The organism is Burkholderia sp. 28_3 (assembly GCF_003253915.1).
Classification (GTDB): Bacteria; Pseudomonadota; Gammaproteobacteria; order Burkholderiales; family Burkholderiaceae; genus Burkholderia; species Burkholderia cenocepacia.
On the sequence record NZ_QKZF01000020.1, the window covers coordinates 21,461 to 37,056 of the forward strand.

The 15,596-nt window shown below is 68.2% G+C and carries 12 protein-coding genes; 2 read left to right on the forward strand and 10 right to left on the reverse strand.

Annotation, left to right across the window (positions count from 1 at the left end; all coding sequences use genetic code 11):
- Positions 1-8: 8 nt before the first annotated feature.
- Positions 9-1,169, reverse strand: a complete 1,161-nt coding sequence (locus DFS13_RS30310; RefSeq protein ID WP_111442482.1) for an efflux RND transporter periplasmic adaptor subunit — start codon at positions 1,167-1,169, stop codon at positions 9-11.
- A 236-nt stretch (positions 1,170-1,405) separates the two neighbouring features.
- On the opposite strand from DFS13_RS30310, the gene DFS13_RS30315 reads away from it, so the two are divergent.
- The gene (locus DFS13_RS30315; protein WP_181159040.1) at positions 1,406-2,200 is read left to right on the forward strand and encodes an APH(3')-II family aminoglycoside O-phosphotransferase; all 795 of its coding nucleotides are present in this window, start codon (positions 1,406-1,408) and stop codon (positions 2,198-2,200) included.
- Positions 2,201-2,318: 118 nt separating this feature from the next.
- Here DFS13_RS30315 and DFS13_RS30320 read toward each other — a convergent pair whose 3' ends face one another.
- The 6 genes from DFS13_RS30320 to DFS13_RS30345 form a co-directional block, all read right to left on the reverse strand.
- Positions 2,319-2,789 (reverse strand): VirK family protein, encoded by a 471-nt coding sequence (locus DFS13_RS30320; protein WP_048985241.1) that lies wholly within the window; start codon positions 2,787-2,789, stop codon positions 2,319-2,321.
- Positions 2,790-2,870: 81 nt separating this feature from the next.
- The gene (locus DFS13_RS30325; RefSeq protein ID WP_060268315.1) at positions 2,871-3,482 is read right to left on the reverse strand and encodes an ankyrin repeat domain-containing protein; all 612 of its coding nucleotides are present in this window, start codon (positions 3,480-3,482) and stop codon (positions 2,871-2,873) included.
- Between the two features lie 78 nt (positions 3,483-3,560).
- Positions 3,561-5,096: a catalase gene (locus DFS13_RS30330; protein ID WP_111442484.1), complete on the reverse strand. Its 1,536-nt coding sequence runs from the start codon at positions 5,094-5,096 to the stop codon at positions 3,561-3,563.
- Between the two features lie 235 nt (positions 5,097-5,331).
- Positions 5,332-6,819 (reverse strand): efflux transporter outer membrane subunit, encoded by a 1,488-nt coding sequence (locus tag DFS13_RS30335; protein ID WP_111442485.1) that lies wholly within the window; start codon positions 6,817-6,819, stop codon positions 5,332-5,334.
- Between the two features lie 13 nt (positions 6,820-6,832).
- Positions 6,833-8,419: an MDR family MFS transporter gene (locus DFS13_RS30340; RefSeq protein ID WP_034202623.1), complete on the reverse strand. Its 1,587-nt coding sequence runs from the start codon at positions 8,417-8,419 to the stop codon at positions 6,833-6,835.
- The gene (locus DFS13_RS30345; RefSeq protein WP_034202622.1) at positions 8,412-9,536 is read right to left on the reverse strand and encodes an HlyD family secretion protein; all 1,125 of its coding nucleotides are present in this window, start codon (positions 9,534-9,536) and stop codon (positions 8,412-8,414) included. The genes DFS13_RS30340 and DFS13_RS30345 overlap by 8 nt, the downstream gene beginning before the upstream one ends.
- Before the next feature lie 91 nt (positions 9,537-9,627).
- On the opposite strand from DFS13_RS30345, the gene DFS13_RS30350 reads away from it, so the two are divergent.
- Positions 9,628-10,461 carry a CerR family C-terminal domain-containing protein gene (locus tag DFS13_RS30350; RefSeq protein WP_060212563.1) on the forward strand — a complete coding sequence of 278 codons (834 nt, stop codon included), beginning with the start codon at positions 9,628-9,630 and terminating at the stop codon, positions 10,459-10,461.
- A 33-nt stretch (positions 10,462-10,494) separates the two neighbouring features.
- On the opposite strand, the gene DFS13_RS30355 is transcribed toward DFS13_RS30350, so the two are convergent.
- From DFS13_RS30355 to DFS13_RS30365, 3 genes are all read right to left on the reverse strand, one after another.
- Positions 10,495-12,954: a mechanosensitive ion channel family protein gene (locus DFS13_RS30355; protein ID WP_034202620.1), complete on the reverse strand. Its 2,460-nt coding sequence runs from the start codon at positions 12,952-12,954 to the stop codon at positions 10,495-10,497.
- A gap of 335 nt (positions 12,955-13,289) precedes the next feature.
- Positions 13,290-14,249, reverse strand: a complete 960-nt coding sequence (locus DFS13_RS30360; RefSeq protein WP_111442486.1) for an LLM class oxidoreductase — start codon at positions 14,247-14,249, stop codon at positions 13,290-13,292.
- A 106-nt stretch (positions 14,250-14,355) separates the two neighbouring features.
- Positions 14,356-15,087 carry a GNAT family N-acetyltransferase gene (locus DFS13_RS30365; protein ID WP_111442487.1) on the reverse strand — a complete coding sequence of 244 codons (732 nt, stop codon included), beginning with the start codon at positions 15,085-15,087 and terminating at the stop codon, positions 14,356-14,358.
- Positions 15,088-15,596 lie beyond the last annotated feature (509 nt).

Genomic DNA, 15,596 nt, shown 5'->3' on the forward strand with positions numbered 1-15,596 from the left:
CTCGTGACTCAGTGCGCGGACGCGATGGCGGCCGCGTCAGGCGACTTCCAGTCGGTTGCGGCGGCCGGCGCGCCGTCGGTCAGGCGTTCCATGCCTTCGACGACGATCCTCTGGCCGGCCTGCAGGCCCGACTTGATGCGATAGCTGCGGTTCGTCAGTTCGCCGACCTCGACCGCCTTCAGGTGAGCCGTACCCTTTGCGTCGAGCACCCACACCTGCGGCTTGCCGCCGGCGCGCACGATCGCCTGTTGCGGCACCATCACGGCGTTGGCGTAGTGCGCGCGCGGAATGCGGGCACGCACGTACATGCCCGGCAGCAACTGGCGTTTCGGGTTGTCGACCAGCACGCGCAGCAGCACGTCCCCGGTGCCCGGATCGACGTTGACGCCGGAGAACAGCATGCGGCCCTTGACGTCGTAGCGCGTGTCGTCGTCGCGCAGCACGTCGACCGGCAGGCCGTTGCTGTCCGACGCTTGCGGTTGAGCGGCAAGCGCGCCGCGCAGCGCGTCGAGCGACGCGGCCGGTTGACGCACGTCCACGTAGACCTGGTCGATCTGCTGGATGCGCGCCATCGGCTGGCTGTCGCTGCTCGATACCAGCGCGCCTTCGGTCACGAGCGCCTGGTCGATGCGGCCGGCGATCGGCGCTTCCACCGTCGCGAACTTCAGGTCGAGCTGGCGGCGCGCGAGCGTCGCGCGGGCCTGCGCGACGTCGGCCGCGGCCTGGTCGCGTTGCGAGACGGCGTCGTCGTACACCTGGCGGCTGATCGCATCGGCCTCGACGAGCGGCTTGAAGCGCGCGGTCTGCACCTTCGCGCGTTCGAGCGCCGCCTGCGCGCGCTGCAGCGACGCGGCGGCCGTGTCCATCTCGGCCTTGAACGGCGCCGGATTGATCTGGAACAGCGGCTGGCCCACGCGCACTTCGGTGCCTTGTTCGAACAGCCGGCGTTGCACGATGCCGCTCACCTGCGGCCGGATCTCGGCGACCCGCACGGCCGCGACGCGGCCCGGCAGGTCCTCCGTCACGTCGACGCGCGCGGCGGCCACGGTCATGGCCGCCACCGGGGTGGCCGGCGCGGCGGCCGGCTGTTCGGACGGCCCGCAACCCGCCAGCATTGCCGCCACCAGCGCGCATACGGCGCCGTAGCAGCATCGTTTTTGGTTCTTCATAGCGACTCCAGGAAGCGCAGGCAGCCCACTGCCTGCTTTGACGGGGCGGAGTGTGCGTGGATTAGTTGGCGTCTTTGATGCGGAAAGATGGAGATTCGATGGAGCCGGCGAAAGGAGACGAAACGAGGGCGTCGGCGAGGGTGGAAATGGTCTGATGAATCGGGCGGCGCGGTATCATGCGCGCGGTGTTGCCGACACTTTGCGTGCCGGCCCCGTCAACGAGGATCGAGTTCGCCGTGACCGATAACGACCCGCTCATCAACGACATGCCTACGACGTGGCAGGCCACGCTGGCCGGCTGCCGATGGACGCGACAGACGGACGGCCAGTCGGATGCCGCGGTGTTCCGGCTCGATGCGCGCGACGGCTCGCGCCGGTTCGTCAAAACCGAGCCGGCGGGGCCGCTCGGCGAATTGCCGGACGAGGCGGTGCGGCTGCGCTGGCTGGCGACGACGGGCGTGCCGGGCGCTCGGGTGCTCGACGTCGCGTCGGCGGCGGGGCGCGAGTGGCTGCTGCTGAGCGCGGTGCGCGGCGACAACCTCGCCGTCGCGTCACTTGCGCCGGAGACGAAAGTGACGATCGTCGCCGACGCGCTGCGTGCGCTGCATCGGCTCGATCCGGCCACATGCCCGTTCGATCACGGCGCGGCGCGTCGAATCGCGCGCGCCCGGGCACGGATCGACGCAGGGCTCGTCGACGAGGACAACCTCGATGATGCGAATACGGGCATGCCGCTCGACACGATGTTCGCGAGGTTACTGGCGCAACGGCCGGCGATCGAGGACGGGGTCGTCACGCACGGCGACGCGTGTCTGCCGAACTTCATGGTCGACGACGGCCGCTTCTCCGGCTTCATCGATTGCGGGCGCCTGGGCGTGGCCGATCGCTATCAGGATCTGGCGCTGGCATCGCGCGATATCGAAGCGGACCTGGGCAGCGAATGGGTCGCGCCTTTCTTCGTGCGGTACGGGATCGAACGTCCCGATCCGGAGCGGATCGCTTTCTATCGTCTGCTCGACGAGTTTTTCTGAATCCGAGCCCTGCACGAGCGACGCACGGGACGGTTTGCCTGTTCCGTACGTCAACCGAATTTCGTAGTCGTCCTGATGTTTCGGCGCAGATGCCGGCGTCCACTACGAAGTCCTTGCGTCAGTCGCGATCTCGCCACGCGTAGGCGAAACGAAGGCCGTCGCCGAGCGTGCACTGGAAAACCTGCGCGGGCGCGACCGGCTGGTACGTGGTCGGCGACAGCGAGCGGACCGTCACCGTCGCGCTTTCATCCTGCATCACGCGGTACTGGATCAGTTCGAGGACGGTCGCGCCGCTTGGCTGGACGGTGAGGTGCTGGTTGGCGAACGCGAGCGTATTGCCGCCGACTTCCATGAAGTCGCGTATCGCGAAGCCGCCCGACACGGTGGGCGCCGCTGCCTGGGTGCCTGCCTGCTGCGCGTTCTGGCACTGGTTCGGCGAAAAGATCGCGGTGACTGTCACGCCGGCAAAGAGCCGCGTGCGCAACTGGCGATACGAATTGGCGCTGTCCGGTTGGGGGCTCGCGGCGGTTGCCGCGAGACTGGTTGCCACGCCGGCGGCAACCAGAACAATGGCGAAGCGATTCAGCATTTTCCTGTCTCCGTGCGATGAAACCCACGGCACGATAGCACGGTGCATCCTCATTGTTCAGACGGTTGATTCGTAGTCGCGCTACCGTTTGGCGCCCGCCTCCCGCAGTGCGTCCACGGCATACGCGTTGTCGTGCGTCAGCGCGAGTTGAAGCAACGACTGGCCGCGCCGGTCGACATGGTTCGGATTCGCGCCATGCGCGACGAGCAGCGGAATCAGCTCGAAGCGGTTGAACAGCGTCGCGAACCCCAGCGCGGTTTCGCCGGCGCCGTTCGTCTGGTCGATCGGGCAGTGCGTGTCGATCAGGCGCCGCGCGATGTCGGGTTCATTCTTGAAGAGGGCGCCCATCAGCGCCGTATTGCCGTGACGATCGCCCGTGCACGCATTGGCGCCGGCCGATAAAAGGTAGTCGAGCGCCGCGGACTGGCCGTCGTATGCCGCGAGGATCACGGCCGTATAGCCGTGGCCGTCGGTGGCGTCGACCGGATAGCCGGCGTCGTGCAACGCGCGCAGGATGTCGACGCGGCCGACGCGCGCGGCGTCGAACCAGTCGTCGTCATAGCGGCGTAGCGCGGCAGGGTCGGCCTTGCCGTAGGTTGGCCGGTCGGGCAGGTGCGCGCAGCCGGCGAGCGCGGCCAGCGCGAGCGCCGCCGTGGCCGCGCGGATCGCGTGGGGGAAGCGTTCGAATCGCATGAGGGTGTCCTGATGAAGTGGCCGGGCCGACGTGCGCGGCGTGAGCGCGCACGTCGGCAACGGCCCGAGCCGCGAGGATCAGTTGTCGCTCAGCTTCGCCGCGAGCGACTGCACTTGCTGGACGTTCGCGTGAACGGCCTGCGCGAGACGCGTACCGTAATCGGCGTCGGCCTTGTAGAAGTACGACAGCATCGCGTACTGGTTCTGCGCGTTCTTCACCTGGCCGAGGTCGCCGGACAGCGCGGTGACGAGGTCGTCCTTGTCCTGCTGCGACAGGCTGCGGTAGTACTCGCCCGCCTGACGGAACGGCAGCTTCTTGCGGATCGCTTCCTGCTGCGTCGTGCCGTCGAGCGCCATGCGGACCGATTTGTACTGCGGGTCCTGCGCGAGTTCGTTCAGCGTCGACGGTTCGTAGTTCACCTCGCCCTTGCGGTCGCCCGCATTCATCTTGCCGTCCTGGTTGTTGTTGACCACCGGCACGACGGGGCGATTGATCGGCAGATCCATGTAGTTCGCGCCGAGCCGGTACATCTGCGTGTCGGCGTACGCGAACAGGCGGTCCTGCAGCATCCGGTCCTCGGACGGCTCGATCCCCGGCACGAGCCGCGACGGCGCGAACGCCGATTCCTCGGTCGACTGGAAGTAGTTGTCGGGCACGCGATCGAGCGTCATCGTGCCGATCTTGCGTTCAGGCACGCCGGTCCAGACCTTCGTATCGTCGAGCGCGTCGAAGTCGAAGCGGTTCAGGTCCTTCGGCGTGAGCACCTGCACGTACAGGTCCCACTTCGGGAAATCGCCCTGTTTCAGCGCGCCGTACAGGTCGTTCGTCATCATGTTCCAGTCGCGGCCGATCGATGCGGCGATCTCTTGCGGGCGCAGGCCGTGCACGCCTTGCCGGCTCTTCCAGTGGAACTTCACGTAATGCACGTCGCCTTGCGCATTGACGAACTTGAACGCATGCACCGCGAAGCCGTCCATGTGGCGATACGAATCGGGCATGCCCTCGTCCGTGTACAGCCTCGTCAGCATGTGGGTCGCTTCGGGCGTGTGCGCGAAGAAGTCGAACGCGAGGTTCGGGTCCTGCACGCCGGTCACGGCGCTCGGTTTGTTCGCGTGCACGAAGTCGGGGAACTTGATGCCGTCGCGAATGAAGAACACCGGCCAGTTGATGCCGACCATGTCCCAGTTGCCCTGCTGCGTATAGAACTTCACCGCGAAGCCGCGCGGGTCGCGCGCCTGTTCGGGCGAGCCGCGATAGCCCATCACGGTGGAGAAGCGCACGAACACCGGCGTGCGGGTGCCCGGCGTGAAGACTTTCGCTTTCGTCAGGTCGGAGATGTCGGCGCTCGGCACGAACTCGCCGAATGCACCGGTGCCGCGCGCATGCACGACGCGCTCCGGAATGCGCTCGCGATCGAAGCGCTGCAGCTTCTCGATGAGCGCGGAGTCTTGCAGCAGCACCGGGCCGGCGGGGCCGGCCGTCTGCGAATTCTGGTTGTCGCCGACGGGCGCGCCGGTGTCGCGCGTGAGTTCGGCGGCGTACGGCGAAGCGGAGAGTGCCACGCAGATTGCGGCGACTGCGTGCCGCAGCACGCGAGGGGAAGATGAGGACATGACGATGGAACTCCTTGAATCCGATCGGTGGTGGGGAAGCCGACTGAATTAGAAGAGATCGTCAGACGATTGGCTAATTGATATTCGATATGTTTTCGATAGTCGCGGCGTCGATGCGGCGCGAACCGTTCGTTGCGCGGGAAACGAAGCAGTATTGTTGCGCGCGCAATGAGTTGTTGCGGAATTGTTTCGACGAGCATGATGCATCGGTCGTGCATGATTTGCGTCGGCGCCGTCAACCGGCGCTTGCCTGCCATCCGAGCCCGAGGCTCTTCTGCACCGACACGTAATTCTTGATCAGTTCGGCTTGCCCGGCGATCACGTTCTGCTGCGCGGACAACGCTTCCCGTTGGGTGTCGAGCAGGTCGATCATCGACGCGACGCCCGCGCGATAGCGCTGGTCCATCAGCGTGCGCGAATGCACGGCCGACGTCTGCACCTTCGTCAACGCGACGACGTGCTCGCGCTGATGCCCGTAACGCTGCAACGCGGTGTTGGCATCCTGCAATGCACCGAGCACGGCCTTCTGATAATTCGCTTCCGCTTCGTCGCGCGACGCTTCGGCCGCGCGCACCGCGCCGCGCGTGCGTCCGAAGTCGAGAATGTTCCATTGCAGGTACGGCGCGCCGACCCACGTGAAATTCTGCTTGCGGAACAGGTGGCCGGGGTCGGTCGCGCTGAAACCGAGATCGCCGAGCAACGTCACCTTCGGGAAATAGTCGGCGACATGCTCGCCGATCCGCGCATTGCTCGACGCGAGCCGGCGCTCGGCCGCGCGAATATCGGGGCGCTGTTTCAGCAGCGTGGCCGGATCGCCGATCGCAACGCTGGCGGGCAGCGTCGGCAAGGCCGCGTCCGGGGTCGACAGCGCGGCGTCGAGCGCGCCCGGCGCGCGGCCCGTCAGGATCGCGAGCCGGTCGAGCGACTCGGTGACCTGCGCATCGAGCGGGATCAGCGACGCGCGCGTGTTCTCGACCTGCGTCGTCAGGCGCTCGATGTCCGTATCGGCCGCGACGCCGCGTGCGCGGCGCTGCTGCGTGAGGTCGAGCATCTGCTGCTGCAATTGCGCGGTGCGTCGCGACAACGCCAGCCGTTGCTGCTGGTCGCGCAGATCGACATACGCACTCGCGACTTCGGCCGCGATCGACACCTGCGTGTCGGCGAGATCGGCATCGACCGCTTCGGCCTGCGCGGACGCGGCTTCGACCGCGCGGCGCGTGCCGCCGAACAGGTCGATTTCCCAGGTCGCGTCGAAGCCTGCCGAATAGAGTTGCAGCGGCCCCGAGCCGCCGAGCGACGGCGACGCGCCACCCGACTGGCCCGAGCCGTTCGATGGCAGCAGCGAGCCGGCCGCGCCGACGTCCGGTTCCCGCATGCGGATGGCCGCGACGGTGGCCGACGATTTCGGCATCTGCGCGGCGCGCTGTTGCGAGAGCTGCGCGCGGGCCGCGCGCAAGCGGGCCTGCGCCGCGTGCAGATCGGGGTTGTACACGAGTGCGGCGATGATCAGCTCGTCGAGCTGGCGATCGTTCAGCGCGTGCCACCACGCGCTCGGTGCGGGCGCGGCGGTGTCGACGCCGGTGGCCGGCGCACGCACGAAGGTCGGCGCATCCGGCGCGGCGGGCGCGCCGCGGTAGTCGGGGCCGACCGTGCAGCCGGCGAGCAGGCATGCGGCTGCGCACAGGGTGAGCGCGGGGCGGCGGGGCAGGGAGAAGGGTTTCATCGCGTATGACGGGTCAATGGCCGGACGACATCGGTTGCGGCCCGCGCGGCGTTCTCAGCAGCAGCGCGAGCGGCACGCAGGCGAGCAGCGCGAGGCCCAGCAGGTAGAAGGTTTCGGAGTAGGTCATCACGATGGCCTGGATCTGGATCTGCTGCGCCAACTGGCCGAGCGCGCGCAGGTTCGAATACGCGAGATCGCCGGTGTGCGCGAACCAGTTGGCCGTATAGGCCGACAGTCGATCCTGCCCGATCAGCGAGTTCGCGCTCACCGATTCGCGCAGCGCGGCCGTATGGAAGGTCGTGCGCCGGTCGATCACGGTGCCGATGATCGCGAGCCCGATCGAGCCGCCGAGGTTGCGCGCCATGTTGTAGAGCCCGGCCGCATCGCCCGAGTCTTCGCGCGCGACGGCCGCCATCGACGCCTGGTTGAGCGGCATCATCGCGAGCATCTGCGCGAGACCGCGAATCAGCTGCGACCACACGAAATCATGGCCCACGCTCTGCGCGGTCAGGCTGATGTCGAGCATGCAGCTCAGGCAGAACAGCAGCAGCCCCGTGATCACGAGGATGCGGAAATCCACCTTGCCGAGCAGGCGCGGCAGGATCGGCATCACGAGAAAGGCCGGCAGCCCCGACAGCAGCATGATCGCGCCGGCCTGTTCCGCGTTGTAGCCGGCGACGATCGCGAGGAACTGCGGCAGCAGGTAGGACACGCCGTACAGCCCGGCGCCGACCGCGGATACGATCACGATCACGCTCGCGTAGCGCGGGTTGCGCATCAACGACAGCCGCATGATCGGCCGCTTCGCGAAGCGTTGCGACAGCGCGATCAGGACCATCCCGACGAACGACACGATGCTCAGCGTGACGATCATCTGCGATTCGAACCAGCGTTCGCGCTGGCCTTCCTCGAGCACGACGGTCAGCGAGCTGAGGCCGATCGCGAGACCGAAGATGCCGAGCCAGTCCGCGTTGAAGAACGCACTCCAGTGCGGCCGGTCCGACGGCAGCCCGAACACCAGCAGCGCCATCAGCAGCAGGCACACGGGCAGGTTCAGGAAGAAGCACCAGCTCCAGTTCACGTTTTCCGCGAGCCAGCCGCCCAGCACCGGGCCGAACAGCGGCCCGAGCAGCACGATCAGGCCGAACAGCGTCATCCCGACCGGCAACTGCGACAGCGGCAGGCGCGTGCGGATGATGGTCTGCGCGGTCGGGATCAGCGCGCCGCCGGTGAAGCCCTGGCCGATCCGGCCGGCGATCATCATCGGCAGCGAGTGCGACCAGCCGCACATCATCGAGAACGCGATGAACAGCGCGGAATTCGTCAGCAGGAAATTGCGCAACCCGAACACGCGCGTGAGCCAGGCGGCGAGCGGGATCATCACGATTTCCGACATCAGGTAGCCGGTCGAGATCCACGTGCCTTCGGTGCCGGTCGCGCCGATTTCGCCCTGGATCTGCGGCAGCGCGGAGTTCGTGATCGAGATGTCGAGCGTCGCCATCAGCGCGCCGAGCGCGCCGGCCGCGACCGCGATCCAGTCGGTCACACTCGCGCGGCCTTCGTGCGGCGGCGCGGGCATCGTGGCGGGCGTATCAGCCATGATGCTGCTCGTCGCGGGCGGAGCGCGTATCGACGTCGACCGTCACCGACAGCCCGGGCAACAGCATGCGCTGCGCGCGGGCGTTCGCGGCGAGACGGATGCGCACCGGCACGCGCTGGACGATCTTCGTGAAGTTGCCGGTCGCGTTCTCGGGCGGCAGCAGCGCGAACTGCGCACCGGTGCCGGGCGCGAAGCTGTCGACGACGCCGGACAGCGGGCCGTCCGGCAGCGCATCGACATGCAGCTCGACGGGTTGGCCGATGCGCATGTTGCCGATCTGCGTTTCCTTGAAGTTCGCGACGAGATAGATCGAGTCCACCGGCACGACGGTCAGCAGGCGCGTGCCGGGCTGCACGTATTGCCCGACGCGCACCGTGCGATCGCCGACGCGGCCCGCGAGCGTGCTGCGCACGATCGTGTTGTCGAGGTCGAGTTGCGCCTGTGCGGCGCTGGCCTGCGCAGCCTCGAGCTGCGCGCGTGCCTGCTGGAGCTGCGCGGTGAACGACGCGATCTGCGTGCGGGCGGCGGCGATCGACGCGTTGTTCGCGGCGAGCGTCGCCGCCGCCTGATCGCGCGTGCTCTTCAGGTCGGCCACGCGTTCGTGCGTTTCGGCGCCCGTCGCCGCGAGCGGTGCGTAGCGCGTGTACTCGTCGCTCGCGTGCTGCGCGTTGATGCGCGACACCTTCGCCTGCGCGTCGGCCTGCTCGAGGTTCGCGTGCTGCTGGCTGATGTCGGCTTCGGCGCGCGCGATATCGGCGCGACGGGCGTCGACGGTCGCCAGCGCCTGCGCGAGCGCCACCTGGTACTGGCGGACGTCGAGCCGCACGAGCGGGTCGCCGGCCTTCACGGGCTGGTTGTCGCGCACGTAGACGTCGGTCACGTAGCCGGCCACCTTCGGTGCGGCGGTCATGCTGTCCGCCTGCAGATACGCGTCGTTGGTGCTTTCGATGAAACGGCCGACCGTCCACCAGCGGCCGAGCCACACCGCGCCGCCGATGGCCGCGAGCACGGCGACTGCGAGCAGGACGCGCCGTTTCGTTCCGCCGTTCCGGTTGCGCGGCATTGTTCCGTTTTCCTGACGATCTGCTTTCTGTGGCGGGTCTTGTGGCGTCGACATGCGGGATCCAATTTATTCCGAGTGGAAGAATTATTCCAGTTGGTAAAATTGTGTCAAGTAGAATGTCGATCGATCGAATGACGAGGAAGGCATGAACGAAGCGAAGAAGCTGCGCCGCACGTCGGCGGGCGGCTACGCGCGCGGCGACGAGACGCGCCAGCGGATCATCGAGGCGGCGATCGAACTGTTCGGCGAACGTGGGTTCGCGGGCGCGTCGACGCGCGAGATCGCCGCGATGGCGGGCGTGAACGCGCCGGCGCTCCAGTACTACTTCGAGAACAAGGAAGGCGTGTACCGCGCGTGCGTCGAGACGATCGCGGAGCACGGCTGGGCGGTGTTCGCGCCGGCGGTCGGCCATGCGCGGGCGATGCTCGAGGCCCATGCGAGCGTCGACGAACTGATCGATGCGTTCATCGGGCTGCTGCGCGCGCTGTCGGACCGGATGTTCACCGCGCCGAAGACGATGAACCAGCGGATGTTCTTCGCGCGCGAGCAGGGCGGCCAGGAACCGGCGAGCGCAAGCGAGATCCTGATGACGCGCATGCGCAAGCCGCTCAACGACGTGAGCGCCGAGCTGATCGGCCGCATCACCGGCCGGCCGGCCGACGATTCCGTCACGCGGTTGCGCGCGCTGAGCCTGTTCGGGCAGATCACGGTGTTCCACATCGCGCAGCGTTCGGCGCTGCAGTTGCTCGAATGGGACGCGTTCGAGGGCGAACGCGCGGCGCTGGTGACCGAAACGATTGCCGACCAGACCCGCGTGCTGCTCGAGCAGTGGCATGCGCAGCGCGATACGGGCGCCGCCGGTTCGGAAGCCGTTGCGAAGCGCGGGCAGGGTGCCGTCGCGAAGCGCGCGGCGAAGCCGGGAGCGGCACCGCCCGCGGCGAAACGCACGGCGCGCGTAAAGAAGCCTGCCGCGCGTTGAGCGCGGCAGGTTACCTGTCCCGGGCGATCGCGATCAACCCGGCTTGCGCGCCGCTTCGTCGGGCGACGGCGGCGGGGCTGCCGTATCGGTGGGATTCCGCGTGTCGGCGCGCGGATCGTTTTCGTCGGCGGCGACAGGCCGCGAGCCGTCCGCATAGGCCACGACGCTGCGCTGCGGATTGGCGATCCGGATTCCGCGTTCGCGGAACGTCTCGGCGATCCGCCGGTTGAATTCGCGCTGCACGCTCCAGCGCGCCGAGTCCGTGCACTGCATCTGTCCGGCCAGCGCGAGCGCCGCGCCGTCGACCTGGTCGATACCCCAGTAGCTGAAGTCCGACAGGATGCCGTCGTGATACTTCGGATCGTCGCGCAATGCGGTGCCGATTTCCTTCAGCGTCGCGATCGCGCGGTCGATGTCCTCGCCGTACGCGATGCTGACCTTGACGGCCGCGTTGCCGAGCCCGCGATTCGTGTTGTTGACGGTCGTCACCGAGCTGAACGGGATCGTGTACAGCGACCCGTCGCCGGCGCGCAGCCGCACGGTGCGGATCGACAGGTATTCGACCGTGCCCGACACGCCGGCGAGCGTGACCCAGTCGCCGACCTGCATCGCGTTTTCCATCAGCAGGAAGATCCCGGTGATGAAATCCTGCACCAGCTTCTGCGAGCCGAAGCCGAGCGCGACGCCGAAGATGCTGGCGCCGGCCAGCAGCGGCCCGACGTTCACGCCGAGTTCGCTGAGGCCCGTCAGCACGACGACGAGCGCGATCATCACGAACAGCAGCGAGCGCAGCATCGGCAGCAGCGTGCGCAGCCGCGCCGCGCGCACCAGGTTGCCTTCGCGCGTCCAGCGCTGCAGGCGGCGCTCGATCGCGATGTTGGCCGCTTCCCACACGACGAGTGCGACGATCGCCGCGATCGCGATCGTCACCAGCGCGGACGCGAGCCGGTGGCCGATCGTGCCGGTTTCGAACGCGCGGAAGATCGGCACGCCCCAGATCTGCAGCAGCAGCACGAGGGTCACGACGCCGATCGCCCCGGACACGATCTGGCGCAGCAGCGGGTAGTAGCGGTACGCGTGCAGATGAACGAGCGTGCGGTCGTCCTCGCGGCGCTGGAACAGCCGCGCGAGCGCGCCGAACACGACGATCGACACCATCCGCATCGCGATCATCACCGCGATCGAGCGGCCGCCCAGCGTGATCAGCACGCGGTAACCGTTGTGGACGTCGAGCGCCCACACGAACCACAGCGCCATCACGATGAAGACCGAGACGGGCGCCCACGCGTCCGCGAGCGCGTTGCCGATGACCGAGAAGGTCGGGCGATCCGCGCCGGCGGCACGGATGCGTGCCGCGACCGGCCGCCGGCACTGCAGGATCAGCACCGAGATCATCACGTGGCCGACGAGCGCGACGGCCTTCAGCAGCGCGACATGGCCGGCTTCGTTCAGACCGAAGTTCGCGGCGATCTCGACGGCCGCCGTGCATGTGCCGACCACGATCACGATCCGTGCGATCGAGCGTTGTGCGAATTCGGCCCATGCGTCGCTGATATGCAGCAGCCGCAATTGCCGCGCATCGGGCTGGAAGAACAGCCGGCTGACGATCGTGACGAGCCGGCAGATCACGTAGATGTCGATCAATGCTTCGAGCGCGGCGTCGATCGGCGTGCCGGCTTCGTCGAGCAACGACATCGTCAGGCTCGCGACGCCGACGAATACGAGCAGCGGCACGACGCGCAGCGCGAGACTGACGAGCGCGCGCGGCAGCCGGTGCAGCAGCGTGGTGTGTCGGCGTGCATGGCCGCGGCTTTGCGTGGACGAGGGAGCGTCGACCGTGTCGGCGTGATCGGGCGGGGCGGATGTATCGGGCGGCGGTGCGTGATCCTCGTCCGATGCGGCGGAATCGGACGCGGTGCGGCGCGACGTATCGGCGCGGCGTGCGGCCACCGCGGCCAGCGCGCGCCGCAACACCCGCTTCGCGAGCCATTCGACGACGAGCGCCGGCAGGAGCACCGCGAGGAGGATCCCGAGCGTGCGAGTGAAATCCGCCCGCTGGTCGGCGCGCATCAGCTTGTCGTGCCACCAGCTGCCCACCGACCCGATGTCGAGCAGCGAGCGCAGCGATTCCTGCAGTGCGTTGCCGATCTGAGCGGCCCAGCGCGACCCCTGGCGGACGAGCATCGATGCGAGCCCGTTCGACGTGAGCGCGGCCGGCGCGGCGGCCGCCGATGCGCCGCTGGCCGCAGACGCTGCGCTGGCCGGCACCGCCGGTGCGCTCAACGCGCCGACCGCCGCGATGGCGCGTAGCGTCGTTTCGACTTGCGCGCGCTCGCGCGGGTTTTCGAGCACATTCAGTGCCTGCCGCGCCTGTTGCGGCGTCAGTGCGGGCGCGGCGTCGGAGGCGGCCGACGCGGCGGCCGGAGCGGGAGCGGCCGCGTGGGCGGCCGAGACGACGGCGGCGAGCAGCCAGCCGAGAAGGATATGTCGCATGGAGTGGGCATGCGGGTGCGTGTCGTCACGCGGCCCGCCAGGCTGAACGATGGACGGAAGTTAACATGATCGCGATCGGGACCGAATAGTTCCGTCGTTCCGTCGCCGACGATTCGGATCGGGCATGCGCGACGCCGGCCATGCAGGCGCGCAAGTCGTGTGCCGGACGCAGACCGTCGGCTGTCCGATATCGGACGCAAGATCCCGCTTCCCCGATCGTAAGGAGCCTGTCACGCGGGTTTATCGACGCCGGCGCGGGATGCGTCACCCAGCGAGCACTCGTTCGATCACGATCCACGCCTGCATTCCATCACGGAATTCGGATTCCTGATGAATTACGCCTGCTCGTCATGAAATACCGGCAAGACGTGTTCGGCGATTTCTTCGATGACCTCGCGCACGGGTCGGTCCGAGCCCAGGTTCAGCGTGACATGATGCGTACCCGCCGCGCGCATGTCCCGCAGGATGTCGACCAACGCGCGGCGCCCGGTAGCGTAACCGAGCGACAGCGCGGTGGCCGGCGTATCGGGGTGCGTGGCGAGATCGAGGCGCATCGAGACGCCGAACGCGCGAAACGGCGGCGACGCGAGCCGGTCGACCGCCGCGCGCCACATCGAATAGCGGGCGCGCTGCGTATCCGGATCGCGGTGATACGTCATCCAGCCGATCGAATGCCGGGCGATCCAGTCGACGCTCTGTCCACCCGAGCCGACCGCAAGCATCGGCACCGCGTCGCCGTCGCGCGGCAGCAGCGTGAATTCGGGCGCATCGGGCGGCGCTTCGTCGGGCAGCACGCGCGACGGCACGCCGAGCGCGGCCGCGACGACGTCCCAGTGCGCGCGATAGCGGTCGCGCCGCGTTTGCGCGTCGACGCCGAACGCCGCGTATTCGGGCGGCCGGTCGCCGGAGCCGAGCCCGAGGATGAAGCGCCCGCCCGACAGCGTCGCGACCGACAGCGCACCTTTCGCGATATGCAGCGGATGGCGTAGCGGCAGCACGATCGCGCCGCTGGCGAGCGCGATCCGGCGGGTGCGCGACGCCAGCGCGCCGAGCAGCACCCACGGATCGAGGTGGCCGACCGGGTCCGGATAGTCGGCGCTGTTCAGCGGCACGTCGCGAATCCACAGCGCGCGAAAGCCGAGCGAATCGGCCAGCGCCGCGAGTTCGAGCTGTTCGTTGAAGTCCGCGACGATGTGGCCGCTGCGAAGCAGCGGAAGCGTGAGGCCGATCGACAGCCGCCCGGCCGAGAAGACGCGATGCGCGACGTCGGCGCGGGTGGAAGCGGAAGGGGTCATGGCGAGTCCTTGGAGGCGAGGCGACGGGAACGCGCGGCGTTCCGTGTCCGAATGCTAGCGTGTTTGCGCGATGCGCGATGCGCGAGCGGGACGGTTCCGCCCCGCGCTACCCGACCCGCAGCGTCGCGCCACGCAACGCGAGCCCCAGGCGTGACGCCACGCGTTGCGACGCGCGGTTGTCGAGGTCGGTGCTGTAGAACAGCGTGCGCGTGCGCAGCGACGGCAAGCGCGACCACGCGGCGGTGACGGCGGCCGCGAGGCCGCGCCCACGGAACGCCGGCGCGGTCGCGACACCGAGTTCGGCGCCGACGTCGGACAGTCGCGCGGCAAACGCGAGCGACGCGATTTCGCCGTCGACCACAGCCGCGCACCACGGCGCCCACAGATCGGCGGCGCTTCGAAACCCCATCGACAGCAGCCCTTCCGGCATGCCGTGCACGGCCAGCGATCGCAGCAATCGTCGACCCGTGTCGCTGTCGCCGTCGACCAGCGTGGCGTGCGCGTCGGTATCGAATTCGAGCGCATGCGGCAACGCATACACGAGGCCGATGTTCCAGTGCGAAACGGGTGCGAGCAATCCGAGATAGCGTTCGAGGTGCGTGGGCGGCGCGTCGTCCGACCACGGCGGTTCACTGTCGGCCACGCGCGTCAGTTCGTCCGCGATGCCGGCGGGTACGTCCGCACGTACGCCGGACAGCGTGCCGCCCGCGCAGCGGCCGAGCCAGAAGCGTGGCGCCGGCGATTCGTCGGGATCGTTCTCGCGTTCGATCCGGCGATCGGGGTGCAGCCTGAACAGCGTGCGGTAGTCGATCTCCAGCCAGTTCTTCGTGTCGGGCATGCGGCGAGTGCGGGTTCCGGTCGGGCGGTGCAGATCTGCGGGAAGGGGCAATGCCGGGCGCTCGCATCCGGTGACGGGGCGGCGCCAATCGTGGCCGATTGTAAGGCGATTGGCCGCCGCGCGCAGCGCCGACGCGACGATGCCGGCGGCACCGGCGGTGCGTTTCAGTTTCGAAACATTCGGGCTTTCTGACGGGGCGCGATGCCTGCCCGCGGCCTTGCCGGGCCCCGCAAGGCCTTGCGCCATGAAACATGGTGCGCTCCTTGCATGGTGGTATGGGCCGTGAGCGCGATCGCGGGCGCAGTCGACCCGGCAATCGCTTCAGTGGGTCGGATGTATCGGAGACGGGGACAAGAGAATGAAAAAAGACCGAAACGCAACGAATCGTGTTGCAAACATGAATCGCCGACCTGCCAGGGTAGTCGCTTCGTCGCTGATTGCGGCGACGTGAGCGAGCGGCTTTCCGTTCCATCCGAGCAATCGGGTTCGTTCTGAACGACGACGTGCAT